This window comes from Halobacillus amylolyticus (genome assembly GCF_022921115.1).
Taxonomy (GTDB): Bacteria; Bacillota; Bacilli; order Bacillales; family Halobacillaceae; genus Halobacillus_A; species Halobacillus_A amylolyticus.
In genome coordinates this window covers 2,963,265-2,979,507 of the sequence record NZ_CP095075.1, presented here as the reverse complement: position 1 = coordinate 2,979,507, position 16,243 = coordinate 2,963,265, and the positions used below count along the sequence as shown (strand labels likewise).

Annotated in this window: 22 protein-coding genes and 1 pseudogene; 2 read left to right on the top strand and 21 right to left on the bottom strand. The window is 39.4% G+C overall.

Annotated elements, in window-relative coordinates:
- Nucleotides 1–42: 42 nt before the first annotated feature.
- Both MUO15_RS15355 and MUO15_RS15350 read right to left on the bottom strand, forming a co-directional pair.
- Entirely contained in the window at nt 43–405 is a 363-nt protein-coding gene (locus tag MUO15_RS15355; protein ID WP_245030478.1) for a hypothetical protein, read from the bottom strand.
- A gap of 26 nt (nt 406–431) precedes the next feature.
- Nucleotides 432–698, bottom strand: a complete 267-nt coding sequence (locus MUO15_RS15350) for a GNAT family N-acetyltransferase (RefSeq protein WP_245030475.1) — start codon at nt 696–698, stop codon at nt 432–434.
- Between the two features lie 731 nt (nt 699–1,429).
- Here MUO15_RS15350 and MUO15_RS15345 point away from each other — a divergent pair.
- Nucleotides 1,430–1,588, top strand: a complete 159-nt coding sequence (locus MUO15_RS15345; RefSeq protein ID WP_245030473.1) for a hypothetical protein — start codon at nt 1,430–1,432, stop codon at nt 1,586–1,588.
- Between the two features lie 45 nt (nt 1,589–1,633).
- Here the strand turns inward: MUO15_RS15345 and MUO15_RS15340 are convergent, their stop codons facing one another.
- Entirely contained in the window at nt 1,634–1,780 is a 147-nt protein-coding gene (locus MUO15_RS15340) for a hypothetical protein (RefSeq protein WP_245030471.1), read from the bottom strand.
- Between the two features lie 205 nt (nt 1,781–1,985).
- Between MUO15_RS15340 and MUO15_RS15335 the strand changes: the two genes are divergently transcribed.
- A complete protein-coding gene (locus MUO15_RS15335; protein WP_245030469.1) occupies nt 1,986–2,447 on the top strand; it encodes a GNAT family N-acetyltransferase in 462 nt (153 codons plus the stop codon).
- A 35-nt stretch (nt 2,448–2,482) separates the two neighbouring features.
- Here MUO15_RS15335 and MUO15_RS15330 read toward each other — a convergent pair whose 3' ends face one another.
- From MUO15_RS15330 to MUO15_RS22205, 18 genes and pseudogenes are all read right to left on the bottom strand, one after another.
- A complete protein-coding gene (locus tag MUO15_RS15330) occupies nt 2,483–2,731 on the bottom strand; it encodes a hypothetical protein (RefSeq protein ID WP_245030467.1) in 249 nt (82 codons plus the stop codon).
- Nucleotides 2,732–2,754: 23 nt separating this feature from the next.
- Nucleotides 2,755–3,765, bottom strand: coding sequence for an ABC transporter permease subunit (locus tag MUO15_RS15325; protein ID WP_245030465.1), 1,011 nt, complete (start codon nt 3,763–3,765; stop codon nt 2,755–2,757).
- Between the two features lie 5 nt (nt 3,766–3,770).
- A complete protein-coding gene (locus tag MUO15_RS15320; protein ID WP_245030463.1) occupies nt 3,771–4,622 on the bottom strand; it encodes an ABC transporter permease subunit in 852 nt (283 codons plus the stop codon).
- 1,379 nt (nt 4,623–6,001) lie between these two features.
- A complete protein-coding gene (locus tag MUO15_RS15315) occupies nt 6,002–6,190 on the bottom strand; it encodes an aspartyl-phosphate phosphatase Spo0E family protein (RefSeq protein ID WP_245030462.1) in 189 nt (62 codons plus the stop codon).
- A 162-nt stretch (nt 6,191–6,352) separates the two neighbouring features.
- The gene (locus tag MUO15_RS21725; RefSeq protein ID WP_256464138.1) at nt 6,353–6,451 is read right to left on the bottom strand and encodes a CocE/NonD family hydrolase; all 99 of its coding nucleotides are present in this window, start codon (nt 6,449–6,451) and stop codon (nt 6,353–6,355) included.
- A gap of 16 nt (nt 6,452–6,467) precedes the next feature.
- A complete protein-coding gene (locus MUO15_RS15310) occupies nt 6,468–6,752 on the bottom strand; it encodes a CocE/NonD family hydrolase (protein WP_256464137.1) in 285 nt (94 codons plus the stop codon).
- Between the two features lie 65 nt (nt 6,753–6,817).
- Nucleotides 6,818–7,699: a glycine betaine ABC transporter substrate-binding protein gene (locus MUO15_RS15305; RefSeq protein WP_245030461.1), complete on the bottom strand. Its 882-nt coding sequence runs from the start codon at nt 7,697–7,699 to the stop codon at nt 6,818–6,820.
- 21 nt (nt 7,700–7,720) lie between these two features.
- Nucleotides 7,721–8,551, bottom strand: a complete 831-nt coding sequence (locus MUO15_RS15300; protein WP_245030460.1) for an ABC transporter permease — start codon at nt 8,549–8,551, stop codon at nt 7,721–7,723.
- Entirely contained in the window at nt 8,548–9,747 is a 1,200-nt protein-coding gene (locus MUO15_RS15295; protein ID WP_245030459.1) for a quaternary amine ABC transporter ATP-binding protein, read from the bottom strand. The genes MUO15_RS15300 and MUO15_RS15295 overlap by 4 nt, the downstream gene beginning before the upstream one ends.
- A gap of 36 nt (nt 9,748–9,783) precedes the next feature.
- Nucleotides 9,784–10,254: a thioesterase family protein gene (locus MUO15_RS15290; protein ID WP_245030458.1), complete on the bottom strand. Its 471-nt coding sequence runs from the start codon at nt 10,252–10,254 to the stop codon at nt 9,784–9,786.
- 25 nt (nt 10,255–10,279) lie between these two features.
- On the bottom strand, nt 10,280–11,245 hold the full coding sequence (locus tag MUO15_RS15285) for an L-carnitine dehydrogenase (protein WP_245030457.1): 966 nt from the start codon (nt 11,243–11,245) through the stop codon (nt 10,280–10,282).
- Between the two features lie 2 nt (nt 11,246–11,247).
- Nucleotides 11,248–12,140 (bottom strand): annotated as a pseudogene (locus MUO15_RS15280) (3-keto-5-aminohexanoate cleavage protein).
- Nucleotides 12,141–12,579: 439 nt separating this feature from the next.
- The gene (locus MUO15_RS15275; RefSeq protein WP_245030456.1) at nt 12,580–13,119 is read right to left on the bottom strand and encodes a TetR/AcrR family transcriptional regulator; all 540 of its coding nucleotides are present in this window, start codon (nt 13,117–13,119) and stop codon (nt 12,580–12,582) included.
- Between the two features lie 126 nt (nt 13,120–13,245).
- Entirely contained in the window at nt 13,246–13,551 is a 306-nt protein-coding gene (locus tag MUO15_RS15270; RefSeq protein WP_245030455.1) for a nucleotidyltransferase family protein, read from the bottom strand.
- A 2-nt stretch (nt 13,552–13,553) separates the two neighbouring features.
- Entirely contained in the window at nt 13,554–13,865 is a 312-nt protein-coding gene (locus MUO15_RS15265) for a nucleotidyltransferase substrate binding protein (RefSeq protein ID WP_256464192.1), read from the bottom strand.
- A 299-nt stretch (nt 13,866–14,164) separates the two neighbouring features.
- Complete coding sequence (locus MUO15_RS15260; RefSeq protein WP_245030451.1) at nt 14,165–15,064, bottom strand: DNA-3-methyladenine glycosylase family protein; 900 nt, start codon at nt 15,062–15,064, stop codon at nt 14,165–14,167.
- A 212-nt stretch (nt 15,065–15,276) separates the two neighbouring features.
- Complete coding sequence (locus MUO15_RS15255; protein WP_245030449.1) at nt 15,277–15,735, bottom strand: cupredoxin domain-containing protein; 459 nt, start codon at nt 15,733–15,735, stop codon at nt 15,277–15,279.
- Nucleotides 15,736–16,036: 301 nt separating this feature from the next.
- Nucleotides 16,037–16,174, bottom strand: coding sequence for an IS1096 element passenger TnpR family protein (locus tag MUO15_RS22205; protein ID WP_396266256.1), 138 nt, complete (start codon nt 16,172–16,174; stop codon nt 16,037–16,039).
- Between the last annotated feature and the right edge of the window lie 69 nt (nt 16,175–16,243).

Below are 16,243 nucleotides of genomic sequence, written 5' to 3'. Positions count from 1 at the left end.
AGGCGGTAACAAGCCTAGGGAGGCGGCTATTTAAAGTATGGTTTATATTTTCTCTTCTACCTCTCTTACTAAAATCCACTGTTCGTCCGCTTTGCACCAGTTTTCTATCGTAAACAGTCGGCTGACCTCTTCCTGTTCCCTGTTAAGAAGTACTTGTTCATAGAATCCCACGACATTATCTTTATTTCTCATTCGGATAGTTCTGTTATCATATGCCTTTGTAAAGCCACGAGCGGATGCTACAGAAGCACGCATCCCTTCTACAGCTTCCTTGCCATCAAAATACTCAGGAAGCTGATTTTCAGAGAAGAAGGTAACATAGTAGTCTGGTGACATTCTCTCGATGGTAGAAGTATCTCCGTTTTCCAAGGCTTTAGACCACTCTATCAAAAATTGATTATGCATAGCCGTGAACTACTTACGCACATCATTCATTTAACTTCCTCTTTCCACAGTTCTTTTCCCATGATCACTAAGGGAGGAAGATTAGGAATGACGGCTGCACAGTCTTTCACAACTTGCCAGGAGCACTGCTTATACAATTGGATCGCTGGGAGATTATCAGTAGATGTAGTCAAGATGGAAGTGGCGTGATTTGTGGTCTTTAATAATTCATCATGAAGCATACGTCCAATGCCCTTCTTTCTACGGCCAGGGGCCACAGCCAGTTCTACAAATTCAAACAGTTGTCCAGCCAATGAATTCGTTCCTCTGCATTCAACTGCGATTGTAATTTTTCTCGGTAAAATTGACCTGGCAGAGAGGAATATCCATAAGCAAAACCTAATACTTTTCTACTCTCATTTACATATTTTATCCCTGAGATTCCTTCATATGTAGAATGCTTGATTATTGTTTGCAGGACTATTTCTGCGTTTTCCTCTTGAAAGGACTAGCAGTAAATTTCCACAATCGCTTCTAGATCCTTATCCGTATTAGTAAACGGTTTTATTTTCATGTACACCAATCCTTTTTTACTCATTTTCCCTCATTAGTTTAGACTTTCTTCTTAAAAATCTTTTTTCCTTCCTGAAACTTAAATTTCGTTAGAATCGTTAATAAGGTGAATCAATTTCATTATTGCGCTTTTAAAAAATACAAAGACGAGCCGAATGTTGAGTTCTTGTTTTTTAAAATACTCTATTCGTAAAGGTTATTGTTATGAAGGTGTTCGTGATGCCGCAGTGGAGTCACTGTTACGCCAAACTAGAGTCTAAGGAAATTAATCCAGCCTGTTGTTCATATCAGTGTGCATTGATACGGTCTGCAGCTAATTTTGAGGGGCACAAGGGTCTTAAATTATGAAATTTATTCAAGGTAAGAAGAAAAAAGGAGTGATCATTATATTTCAAATTGGCAGTATATTTATCCCGCAACGAACTTAGAACGGTTGAAGAAATGGTACGAAGTGAATTTGGGTGTAAGAAAAGTGGATAAATGGTATGAAGGGGTTGATCAGGGGCTGGCCATTATTTCCATAACAGTACAACAGGGCTTGTTCTTATTAAAGTTGAAGGGTTTGAGGTTTCAGTCAACTGAACCATCCACCTGGTGGCCAACGCTGGATTTATTAAGAGAGGAAAGGTAGGGATAATAGTTAAGAAAGGTCATTCATTTTGTTGGTTTTTTATCTTCATAACCCAGAGATTAGCAGCAATACAGCTCCAATGCCTACAAAAACGGAGTCTATGTCAAAAAGTGGGGTTTGTATATCAGAAACCCAAAAGCCGACACCAATTACGAACAACAGCCAGCCTGCAAGCGAAACTTTCTTTTGCATTACTCTTACACCTCCCCTTACGTATTGCTATGATAATTTGTATCAAATACCTTCCCCATTTCTTTTATTTTAACACGTTTGAAACAAATTTTTTCTTCATTCGTAATGATGTTAACGAGAAGAAGGCTAAAGTGAACTGACTCGAACTAAGCGATCAAGATTTTATTCGACTAAAAGAGGAACTATCCAGTGAGGAGTATGCCATATGGCTGATTCAATTAAGTTAACTCCTGTTCAGAACAGAAACGATTATTTACCGTATCTTCTTCTGGCAGATGAAACGGAAGACATCATTAAAGAATACATCAATGAAGGAGAGATGTACTCCATTGAGTATAATGACAAAACTATCGGAGTTTGTCTGTTTACTTTCTCTTCTCCTTTAAGCGTTGAGCTGAAGAACTTTGCTATCGATTCCAGTTATCAGGGAAGGGGCTTAGGAAAACTTGTAGTAAAAAAAGCTTTCAAGCTGTACAAAGATAAAGGGGTTCATGACATGGTTGTCGGGACTGCTAACTCAAGTATAGCCAATATGGCTTTTTATCAAAAAGCCGGCTTTCGAATCGATGCTATTTACAAGGACTTTTTCACCAGCTATCCTGAACCTATTTATGAGGACGGAATTCAGGCATTAGATATGATCCGGTTTAGGAAAAGGCTCACTTAATACGCTGTGGGCTTTTTCTTTATTATTTCCTCTGGCTAGAAGATAGTAGAATCGACCATTATTCCTCCCATCACAATTAAGACAGCTGTGAGTAAATGAATCTCGACATCATTCATTTTCAATTTTTCAAAGCTATAGCAAATAGCCCCCGTGACTATTAAAATTACCAACCCTTTGAATATGTATATGCTATTCATTAGAAATGGATATGATCCACTTTCTACAATAGCAGCAACAATGCCAAATGTCATGATGATTAGAGGAAGTCGTGCTTTAATTTTCATCTAAAAATCCCCCTCGGATGATTTTATCTATTATTCGACACACGCTTAAACAACGTTTCATCTGTAACATTTATTTCTTGTTCACTCTGCTTCTTCGTTTCCCTCTTTTCCTTACTATTTATTACTCTTTGATAACCTTCGAGCATCAGTTTTACCGCTAGTACCGCAAGTGTAAGCATAATAATCGGAACGAGGGCGATCCACCAAAAAGGAGTAAATAAAAAGGTGTAATTTTCTCCAATTAATCCTGACCATTCATTAGAAAGCGATACAAATATAGAATTATCAAAGATATCAACCGCCATTTGCCCCCCTCCAAAAAAGATCCCCAGGATACCAAGGTGCGCCAATAGGATTAGTACTTGGATGACCTCTCTAAGTAAGATCACCACAAGCTGTGGTTTAAGAAAGGGATAGATGTGTTTTTTTATAATATGGAAGCGGCTGCCACCTAGTATTTGGACACTGTCCATGAACTCCATTTGCCTGATTTGCTTCACTTCTTTGGCGATTAACGTTGACGTAATCGGAAGCGCCACAATCACTAATACAACCAACTCGAAAATAATTCTGGTTTCGAAACTATAAGTGAAATCCCTATTGGGACCGTCAAATCCATCCTGGAATAAAATCCACTCTAGAACGAGAAAAGAAATGAGTGTGACGGGAAAGTAATAAAATCCTTCTAAAAAATGTTGTAGCTTTGCAGTTAGTCTTGGTAAGTAAACCTCAGATAACGTACCAATCATCGTGGCAAAAGTAAACCTTAGAATAGCGATTCCAAAAGCGATCCCAAGTGTATATTTCGCACCAATCAAAATGATATGAAATAGACTTTGCGCCATATTATTTGTTCCAAATGGCGGATATTCAGCAGGAGAATATGGCGGCCGTTTTACCCCATCCTCTGTATAGCGAAGTTCTGCCGTCGGAATAGCATTATCAAATAACCAACCATACATCAGGCTTCCTAACACCATTAAGAAAATAAATAAGAATCCAACCATAAACGACTTATTTTTTAACAACTTCATCGACTTCACCCCTCCCCTATCGACCTTCTTCTAACCTGTTGGACGATGCACTCTACAATATAAATAGGGATAAATAAGAGGATCATACTGATGGTTGCTATTTCAAATGTTGGATGATTGATAACAAACCATGTCATACCATAAGAATTAAATAGAATTTCAAGCATAATTAGGTTAGAAATCATGAAAGCTATGACCATTTTGGAATGATTAACTAGACTTGTAACCCCATTACGAAAAACGTGGCGCAACAGTATGTATGTGCGTGTCATTCCTTTCCCTTTAGCCAATTCGACGTAAGGTCGTTTTAATTCCTCCTCAAAGATCATGATCAACGTGCGGAAAAGAAAGATCGTAGGTAAGATCGAATACGTGAGCAGTGGGAGCATGAAGGGCCTGTCGGATGCTCCTGCCACCTGAAATACTAAAAGACCCGTTTCTCTATAAATAGCAACAAACGTGACTTGAGCAATGACAATAACAAAAATGTCAGGAAGAGACTCAAATAAATTTGATACCCACAAAACGAATTCACGTTTCTTAATGGAAAGATGGAGTGTAAGGACCGTTAATAGCAGGGAGAGGATCAAAGATAATAAGAGACCGCAAAACAGCATAAACAACGAATAACCATAGTACTCAAAAAATTGAGGAAAGACAGGGTATTCGGTGGCATGAATAGATGAGGTGGTCCGAAAAGTTAGATCTAAGGGGTTGAATATCAGAGAAATGAGTGTTTTCATATTTGAAAAAAATGTAGTTATATCGATATTAATACCGTTTTGAAATAAACTAGTGATGCCACCGATGATAAGAATAGTAGTAATGATGATAAAAAAGCGAACAACATATCTCACACCATCTCTCCTTTTCATAAGATCTCTATAAGACCAAAAGGATTTTTTTGGAATATAACTATAGTATATTAACTTTTCAAAAAAGTGAAGCCCCCTCAACATACTAAAAGGAGCCATAATAGGCTCCTTTTAGTACGCATTAGGTTATTTTAGTTTTACAAAATATAACACATAGACTTTGGAATATCTTCCATTTACTTAAAATCCCCCTTACCTACCAGGTACTTTTTGTTGAGTAGCCAAATATTTATATAATCAATTTCATAATTGCTCTTTTTAAAACACCAAAGACTGGCAGAATAGAAGGCTCTTTTCCGAAAAGTGATGAACGGAGCCATTCGTAGTCCGAATGAGTCTCCCATGTTCAGAGGGTTTCATCCACCATGATATGGCATAATAACTGCATCACAAGAAGATTATCCTCTCTCTGATAAGAAGTTCTTCTGTCGTTTGGGTGACTTGTGAACCTGAAGTGTTTCCGTTTTTCTCACAAACACAAGGAGGTCCGGGAAATGGCGGGGAAATGGCGAGACTCCCTGGGGATGAACATGACAGGTGAGACCCCGGAGGACGGAGTGAGGCCACTGAAGAACTGATTTTTTCAGAAAGTAACAATGAAATCAATCAACATACAGAAAATTAAAAGGAGGTAACCACCAATATATAGTATTTTTTCTTTAAATAGACTTTTTCAGTGGCCTCGACGGAGTCCGAGGAGACTCAGCGCATGCCTACGGAAAGCGTGTGATTTCCTGGACCTCCTTCTCCATCCAAGGCAACGGAAACCTATCTCGAGATGGAGTCTTCCGGATTACTGCCCTTAACCTAATAAAAATGATTTAAAAAATTTGACTAAACTTGAGGGGCTTCTTTTTACGTTTTGAATCCCTTGGGCAATGGGACCTAAATTATGAAATTGATTCCATTATCCATTAAACATAAAAGAAGAAATTTAGAAGTTGTAAGCAGAAGCTGACTTAGAAGGACGAGGTCAACCTGAAACCGTAATAGAAGGAAAATTCGTCTGTTACCAACTAAACCTGTTTCTTAACTTATTACTTGGGCTCTTTTCTTAGGCAAGCCATCCTCTTTTGCAAAAATTCATGAGGTTGAAGGGAAGACTACGTACCAAAATTCTCAACGCATTATCGTAGGTGTAGTGTTGGGTAGCATTCTCCAACATAGGAGTGTGATGATGAAATTAACCTTAAGTATCTTTGGGGTTTATTCAATGGTGTTGCTGACAATCCTTCTAATTTAAGTATGTCAATTGATAATCGGCGCCATTCTTCACGTGAGGACTTCAAGCCAAGGTGTTTACTCTACTGTACATAATAATATTACGGCCTTGCAGCTTATACTCAATAAAAGCTTCTATCTTAAATAATTTCATATGACTGATGTTTTACATTTGTATATCTATTTAAAAGATCATCAAGTTGCTGACTGCATTTTATTGTTCTTTTATCTGCCAATCCATACCTCATACCTAGTTCAATCATCTTTTTCTTTTTAACTGAAATCGCTGTTGCTAAATCATATCGGACAGGTTCTATGACTTTAGTCATCTATTTTCTTCCTCCCATGGATTTAATTGGTTAACCTAGATCGTTAGTCTCAAAACACAACGGTATTATTATGATTACTTATTTAAAATAAATCAACATCTTCTACAAACAATGTCAATATCTCTCAAAATGAGACATTACCTTATAGGAATAATGGGAAGTTCAATATCCCGTCATTGCAGGAAAGATTGCTTTTAACGCAGGAGGGTGTTCAACAGCAGCGTACAACTGTGTAAATCCATAGTAAGACAAGCCAAACATTCCTACTTTCCCATTACTATAGGGCAGTTGAGGAAGCCCACTCGACGATATCGTAACCTTCAGACGCAAAGCGCCCACGTACATCTTGAATGATGACAATAAACCCCGCTTCCACCAACCTAAATGGGTCAACATAACGATGAGAGAAATCAGGAAGGTTTTTGTTATAAGGATGTCTTGTCAGTAAAACTGAGTAAGACCCCCTTACACTAGGACGATAAATATTCGCATATAATATCGTGCCATCTCTCAAAGTACATGAAACATCTTTTTGTACAATGATTCGCTCGTTTTCTTGCATCGAATAGTCATCCTTTCTTATGTAAAAGAGAGGCCTGCAGTTGACTACAGACCTCTCATAAACCATTATTTACCCAACATTTTGTTGACTTTGTCCTGGTTGTTGTTAATCCATTCGCGAGCGACTTTTTCAGCATCCTTGCCGTTTTCTTCAATTTCCACAATCATTGCCTCAACTTCGTCAATAGAAATACTCCAGTTGCTTAGGAATTCATAGGCATCTGGTGCTTTTTCCTTCAGTTTATTGTTAGTAATGACGTGAACAGAAGAAGAACCAAAGAATCCTTGGTCATTGCTGAGTACTTTCAAATCAAATTTGTTAAACATCGTGTGTGGCCGCCAACCATAAAATACGACTGGCTTTTCTTGGGCCATCATACGGGACGCCTGTGCGATCATACCACCTTCAGAAGAGTTCACTTGTTTCATATCTAACCCGTAAGCCTTAATGATCTCGTTAGACTCTTTCGTTGCACTTGCCCCTTCTTCAATTCCATACATTTTGTTATTAAACAGGTCTTCTTTTCCTTTTAAGTCGGAAATCGAATTAATATCTTTCATATACGTCGGTACGACCCAGCCAGTTTCTGCTTTCGGATAACTTACAGCTGTGTCATCTAGTTTATCTCCGAATTTATCCAAGTGCACCTGGTGCATAGGAAGCCATGCATCCATGAACACATCAAGATCTCCACGGGATAATCCCATGAATACACCGCCAACGTTTGCCTTTGTTTCCTCAACTGTATAACCCATATCTTCTAAAATCAGTCCGGCGATTTTAGTTGGAGGGACAGTACTTGTCCACGGTGTCACACCAAAAGTAATCGTCTTATCTTTGCCATTCTCATCTGAAGCTTCACTGCTGCTTGCTTCTTTTTCAGCTGAACAGCCGACGATAAATGCTAGTAGTAGTGTTGTCGTAATACCTAATAAAATCTTTTTCATTAGTAACCTTCTCCTTTTGATTTATACTTTTTGACCTAATCCTTGAGTAATTCGGTCAAGAACAATCGCTAACACAACAATGCCTAAACCACCTGTTAAGCCAAGTCCGACGTTAACTGTTGATATCCCTGATAGAACAGTTGATCCAAGTCCTGGCGCACCGATCATTGAGGCAATAACCGCCATCGACAGGGCTAACATGATCGTCTGGTTGATTCCCGCCATAATCGTTGGTACAGCCATAGGCAGTTGTACTTTGAAAAGCAACTGCTTTGGTGTAGAACCGAAAGCCTTTGAGGCCTCAACCACATCGGCAGGAACTTGTTTTATTCCTAAACTCGTCATACGAACCGCTGGCGGGGTAGCAAATACAAATGTTGAAATCACCGCCGGGACACCGCCAAGTCCAAATAGTAATATTGCTGGAATTAAATAAACGAAACTAGGCAATGTCTGCATAAAGTCGAGAATCGGACGGGTGATCTTATCGACTATTGAATTGGTTGCACTTACTATCCCCACAGGTACACCGACAATGATTGATAGTAATGTCGAGACAATCACGACGGCAACTGTCTGCATCGCACCATCCCATAGATTGACAGAGCCTAAATAAATACAACCGATCAGCGTAAATAATGCTATGCCCTTACCAGCAGTCCTCCAAGCTAGTAAAATCAGTACAATGGCAATAATCTCTGGGGGAACGGCAATGAGTAAATCGGTCACACCCGTAATAAATGCTCCAAGGCCTTTACTAATTTGATTGAAAAATCCACCCAACACAGGGAGCAGCCAATTATTCACAAAAGAATTCGTCCACTCTTCTAAAGGCAAGTAGAAATAATTCATGATTCATTCACCTCATCTTTTTCTTTTCCAAGCACAAGTCCTGAAAGAATAGAAACACGTGAGATAATCCCAACTAGCTTGCCTTCATTTTGTACAACAATTGGATACTTCGTCTCTGCTGCAATCCCGAGCAGCTCATTAAGTGGTGTCTCGGGTAAGGTCGCATGTACATCTTCTTTTAGGACTTTTTCTAAAGGAATATCTTTGTTGTACGCTTCAATAGCATCATCAATTGTTAACAAGCCTTTGAAGTTATCCTCTTTATCGACAACGAAAATGCTGGAAGCACCCGCCTCTTCCATCTTGCGGACAGCCACACGTGGACCATCTTTATACGTTGTTAACACTTCAGGCTTCTGCATGACATGATGAGCTTCCAGTACTTTGGAGCGATCTACGTCTTTCACAAAATTAGATACATACTTGTTCGCTGGATTCTCTAGGATTTCTTCAGAAGTACCTACTTGTACGATGCGTCCATCTTTCATAATGGCGACACGATCACCAAGTTTTAATGCTTCATCCAGGTCATGGGTAATAAATAAAATCGTTTTGCCCAACTTTTTCTGTAAATGAAGCAACTCATCTTGCATTTCTTTACGGATGAGAGGATCAAGGGCACTAAAAGCTTCGTCCATCAACAGGATGTCAGTATCATTGGCAAGGGCACGAGCAAGGCCTACACGCTGCTGCATCCCGCCACTCAATTGATCAGGATAGCTATTTTCATACCCTTTCAAGCCAACATCCTCAATCGACTTCTGCGCCTTTTCTTCTCGTTCCTCTTTTTTCATTCCTTGTATTTCTAGTCCATAACTTACGTTAGCTAATACTGTGCGATGGGGGAATAAACCAAACTTTTGAAAAACCATCCCTAATTTCTTGCGTCGTGTTTCGATCAAGGAGGCCTGGTTCATTTTTGTAATATCGTCTCCGTCAATATAGACTTCACCAGCTGTTGGCTCAATCAGGCGATTCACCAGGCGAATCAATGTTGATTTCCCACTTCCTGACAGCCCCATAATCACAAAGAATTCTCCAGGCTTAACGTCAAATGAAGCTTGGTTCACTCCAACCGTCAAACCTGTTTCTTCTAAAATTTGATCCTTCTGTTCCCCATTATCTAAACGTTTCAAGCCTTGTTTAGGATGAGAACCAAAGATTTTCGTCATATTTTTGACTTCGATCTTATTCATAAACATTCTCCTCTTTTATCCCGATCAAGTGATGACTTATCGCTTAATACCAATCTGTCTGCCCACTTGTTTAGGCGTTTCTAAATGTTCATGTGCTTGTCGTATTTGCTTAATCATTTGAGAGACTGATTCAGGAAACGAAGCGGGCCTCCCTTCAGCCGTACTCATTCCCATTAGCATCTGCTCACTTGTAGCCAGCGTGTCCCCGTGATTATTTTTCATTACAAAAAAGATGTGAAGACGCTTTGCATCATCGTCTATTAATTGAACAGAAACGTGAATCTTTTCATTTTCATGGGCTTCTTTCAAATAGCAAAGATGTGTCTCTAATGTGAAAATAGTATAAGCAAACGATTCACGAGCTTTTTCATCTAAACCGATGTAATCCATGAAATAATCCACCGCGTGACTGAAAATAGCTGCATATGCGGCATCATTCATATGACCGTTGTAATCCACCCATTCCTTATGCACATGATCCTGATAATTAAACGCTGACTCTGGCATATTCATCACTCCATCTATGAGTTTTTTATTCTTTCACAAGACTTTTGGACTCAGGCCAATACTCTTCAACTAAATCTAGCAGTTTAACTAGAAACTCATTTCGTTTGTGTTCAAGATCCGCAACAGACTGATTACCTGCGTAACTTTCACACCCTTCAATGACTCGTTCTTTTAAGGCATCTGTAAGCTCTGGAGCCTTGAGCTTCGTCCATGGGAGTTTAAGGGCTGGGCCGAATTGCTCAAGCATATGGCGCATCCCTTGTTCACCCCCGGCCAAGTGGAATGTTAAGAACGGACCCATTTGCGCCCAGCGCAAACCAGCACCATAAATGATTGCTGTATCAACTTCCTCCGTCGTTGCCACACCATCATTGACTAAGTGCAGTGCTTCACGCCAAAGAGCTTCCATTAAACGGTCAGCAACGTGACCATCGATTTCTTTGTGAATAACAAGCGGCTTCATGGCAACTTTTTCAAAAAGTCCACACGCCTCTTTAATAATAGCTGCATCAGTAGATTCTCCGCCTACAACCTCTACTAAAGGAAGTAAATAAACAGGATTAAATGGATGAGCTACGATGAACCGCTCTGGATATTGTAAATTCGATTGCAATGTAGTCGGAATAATTCCAGAAGTACTTGATGCAATAATGGCTTCGGGTTTTGCATAGCGATCAATGTTTCCCAGAACACTTTTCTTCAGATCTTCACGTTCAGGAACATTTTCCTGAATGAAATCAGCCTCAGCTACCGCTTCTTCCATGGTATTGATAAAACGCAAACGATCTTTTGAAGCTCCTAGAGCAAGTCCTCTCTGTTCCAATGATGTCCAGGCATGGTCAATTGCTTTACGAGTGCGCTCTTCAGCACCAACAGCTGGGTCAAAGGCAACGACATCATAGCCTTGAGCTAGAAAGCGAGCGATCCAGCCATTCCCGATGACTCCTGTTCCAACTACTGTAATATTATTAATTGTTCTGTTCATAGCCATAGTTATTTTCCTCCTTCATGAGGGTTACGCAGATTAAATTGTTCGCGAGCTTCTTGTGGTGTCATAATCTCTATACCATTTCCGTGCAGCATATCGACTGCTTTATCAACAAGTTGGTCATTTCGTGCCATAACACCTTTTTTCAAATAAATATTGTCTTCTAAACCAACCCGAACATTGCCGCCTAACATAGCTGCCTGTGCCGCTATCGGCATTTGCATGCGTCCGATACCAAACGCGGACCAGTGAGCATTTTCAGGTAACCGATTCTTCATATAAAGCATCGTTTCTGCGTCTGCCTCTGCCCCCAAGGAATGCCGAGACAAAATTGGAACATCGGATCTCCATCAACAAGACCTTCATTAATTAATTGCTTAGCAAAACGCACATGACCAGTGTCAAAGCATTCAAGCTCTGGCTTTACACCGCTTGCTTGAACGAGCTTCGCTTGCTCACGAAGCCAATCTGTCGGACTTAGATAAATCATATTTCCAAAGTTCGTACTGCCGCAGTCAAGCGTACACATTTCAGGAAGCAATTGCCCCACAGGTGCATGACGTTCTTCCGGTGTCTGCATATCCGTACCATCACCGCCAGCAGCTGGCGTGGCTAGACTCGGAATAAAATCACCGCCGCCACCTGATGTAATATTAATAACGACATCTGTATCCGATTCGCGAATGCGATCGACAATTTCACGATAATGATCAACGTTATGGCTAATCCCACCCGTTTGCGGGTCACGAGCATGGACATGCGCTACCGTAGCCCCAGCTTTAGCAGACTCGATCGCCGAATCAGCAATTTCTTTCGGTGTTACCGGGACATGAGGGTTTTTTTGCGTTGTATCACCTGCACCTGTAACAGCTGCTGTTAATAACACTTTATTATTCATCGTGTTTTCCTCCTAAAATGTTTGTCTATATTTATAAAAGTTAATTACTATACCATCCAGACGGTTTCTAAATACAAATAAAACTGTACCATCCAGACGGTTACGTTTCAAGTGATTATTCACGTCTATAAACGTTCCTGAGCATTATTACAATACAATAAAAATTCTATATACCCTTTCATATCAGCGCTTCACATCTGTACAGAAAAAACTAAACAAGTTGAATATTTTATTTAAAAAATTTAATTAAATGTTTTGTTTTCTTGTTAAAGTTTCAAGCGATGAGCGTTTAGAAAGAAAAAGTGATCGGTTAGTCACTTTTGTGAGCGCCTAAAGCTATTTTCCGAGCGCTTGGCACCTATTTGTGAGCGTTCACCAAAATATCCGAAGCGCTAACCTTTTTAAGCAACAAAAAAAGCTCCACCCTAATGGATGGAGCTCATTCCTCTTCTGCCCATGATTTCAATCTTCTGTACACTTCATCTTTCTTATCCTCTTCAATCTGATAAATATCAAACAGTTCAGATAGCCAAATCCCGTCAATGGCTAAACGAATAATCGTTGCTTTAATGGGGTCTAATCCGTCATTCTCAATTTCATGCTGCCAATTCGAATAGGCCTCACGAATTGGATGAAGCAAATCCGAGTTTACCGCTTTAGCAGCAAGTAACCCAGCGTTCATATCCTTATTTTCATAACTTTGATTAAACGTTACATTCAAAAAGGAGCGTGTCCATTTTCCTTTTTCAATTGGATCTAATTCAGCATTATGACTGATCTTCTCTTGATAATTACTAGCTAAATGTTCCACCATTCCCTTAACTAACGCTTCCTTCGATGGAAAATGATAGAGCAAGCCGCCTTTACTAATTCCCGCCTGTTCGGCTACCGCTTCTAAGGTTAAATTAAAAATACCCTTATCACTAACAATTTTAGATGCAGCATGAAGAATTTCTACTTTCCTAGAATTTCTGCCCATACTAATCTCCTTTTAATAAAAGATTTACGACTATGACTATGACTATACTATCCAGACGGTATAGTTTCAATCATGACTTTTATTCCTATGTGGAAGTTATTACTATACACCAGTGGGGTGAGTTTATTATACACGTTTGAATAGATCTACCCCTTGTTGATCTATACACTCCTTAAACTTTGCATTTGTTATCGATTCATAATGAACAATATCAAAAAAATAAGGGAGAGGATACACTTCTTCTAATAACTCAGTCAGCTTAAAAATAGTACGACTGGTTACATGGGCCCAAAAAACAGCTAGATCTATATCTGATCCCTTTTTGTAATTTCCCATGGCCCGACTTCCAAATAAACGAACCGTCTCAATTTCCGTAAGACTTTTAAAAGCTTGCATCATATAATCCAGGTCTCTTTCCAGTAACCCATACATAACTAAAGTTTCTCCCGCAGAGTTATATATAATTGTTTAAAGGCGGGGAGAAACCTTTGTATGATTTCATTAACTAGTTTCTCAGCCAACACCTCATCATACGTATGTGTTGTTGAATTTCTTTTATCTAATGCATCCATCCAAGTGTGACCATCTTCAATCAAACCATCTTGATAGGATTGTTTGATCGTTGCTCTTGGACTTCTAACGAGATGCCCTTCTGATTCCAGATAGTCTTTTTGCACCTTCCACGCCAATTCAATCGTCACTTCAAAAAATCGAATGACTCCTGCTCTCTCCAATTCTGTTTTAATATTTTTATTGGATTATTTATCCAAAAGTTTATAACACCGTTTGAAATTCTCAAACCTCTCTTTCCAACGTTTTTCTTTTCCGTCCATAGTCTGAAACATCCCCTTTGCAGTTCTTGTTCTCTTTAAGATTAAATAATATATTTTATATTTTCTCATTTCATAGACTTTGCATACTTCAACAACCATCTTTTCCCGAAAGATTAACTGCATAACCCTATAATTTACTTTTTAGGACTACATTCTACCTTTGGATTTCCAAAATCCCAACCTCTGTAGGAAGGGGATCCAGTGTACTTGGTTTATCCATATTGAGACCTCCACAAATAAAAGGCTGCATATGCTCGCCAATCCCCCCAATTCCTTGATAGTTTTTCAACATATTCCGTCGAAGGTTTACGATCTAATCCGAGTTGTTTTCTTAACGCATGGTGTAGGCCAATATCGGCTGCTGGGAAGGCCGAGGTTTGGTTGAGACATCGCATCATGACGTAGTCTGCCGTCCATTCCCCTACGCCTCTCAGCATCATTAATCTCTTTTTCATATCGGAATAATCCATTTGCAAAAGCTCCTCCTTCGTTATTTCCCGGGAAACTATTGCTTTGGCGATCCCTATTACATACTCTGCTTTTCTAGTTGTAAATTGCAGCTCTTTTAAATCATTAACTGTGAGGGATCCGATGGTTTCACTTTTAGGATAAAGCCAATATTCCTCGCCCTGATGCTCGGCCCTTTCACCAAAAAACTCAACAAACCTCTTCTTAAGTGTGTAGGCGAAGGTGAGGTTGATTTGCTGTCCGATGACAGCCCAAGTCAGAGCCTCAAACAAATCTGGAATTCCAACGATGCGTAATCCAGAGTGTTTTAGGACGAGGTTGTTTAGGATAGAGTCCTCGTGTGCCATTTTATAAAAACTCTCTAGATTTCTTCCTAGGTCAAACCAGTTACATATGTAAGACTCTACAGCTACACACTTTTCTAGACTTGGTTTATCAAAAGGAAACTCAACGGTTAAAGCATCATCTCCGCTTGTCATCTTAAGCAGAATAAGAGATTCATTTATTTTGAGGGGCTTGGTTAGCTTCTTTCCTTCAACTTGATGAAGTACTTCTTGATTAGATCTGTTTAAATACACTAAACATTCTTCAAAGTTAAAATCCGATGGTGTGGGAATGATCATATAATTATCGTTGGTCATCATCTCTTGCCCCCTAATCTTTGCATTCACATGCACGTGGCTGCTCACTTTATTCCTCAAAAATGGATAATAAAATAGACCTCCCTATTGGCCTGCTGGTTCAATGGGTGAGGTCTAGATCCATTCTGTAATCATCTATAATTAATAATACCATAAAATTAGATTCACATTCTGTCGTTCTTTAATGCTAGGAGACTCGCAATCTACAATCTACATTAGTCAACAACGATATAAGCAATCATTGGACCATTGGATTGAATGTCGGCATGTGTTTGACAAATGAGTCGATATACACCTTCTTCATCAAACTTAAGATCGACGATTGTTTCTTCGCCCTTTTTGACCACGCCCTTCACGTCTGTTCCCTCAATTGTAAACGGATGCTCCTTGCCATTCACTCCATAGATACTTAACCTAAACTGCTCACCTTTTTCAACATAAATTGTTCCTGGATCCCAGCGGTAGGCTTCTAGTTCTTTTCCGTCAGCTGTTTTGGATTTGAATTCTCCTGTAACTAGATTAATCACTCGCGTTTCTGCATTTACTGACTCCGATAGTGTAGGTGTTGTGTCATTCCACCATAATGAATTTCCTATAAAAAATGCAGCAGCTCCAAGCACTAGAACACCGAGAAAAAATCCAATTTTCCGCTTTGTAAGAAATAATACTTTCAATGTGACCCCTCCCATGGCTTGTTTACTTATGCTTATGCAACCAAACCATAGGAACTTGTCTATTATTTTTTTATTTATGAAAAAGCCGATTTCCCTCAGATACTTTCGAAATAGCCACGGAAACACAGGATTTAGCCGCGAATGTGACTATTTTCAATGCTCACTTTAATTCCTAAATCCTTATAACTTCAACATTGAATTCCCATTTAGCTCCGAAATCATACAAGTAAAGAAATTCCCTCCCTCATACAAACCTAAATCACCTATCTTTTTATCGTTCACAAAAGGTCCTCTACTTTCACTATGGGAGTGATAACCTTTGTTCACCGAATTTCTTGCCATCCATATAAAAAGCGTATAGGTGGTCGTCGCTCATATCAAAGATTTGCTGAATAGCGTGATGGAGTTCCAAAAGAGTCTGCGTACCTAATAGCTCCAATGTATGAGGAGGGAAGGGTAGGATTGAACTTTGAAAACAAATGTTCCGTCAATAAACTCGTCCCTCTTC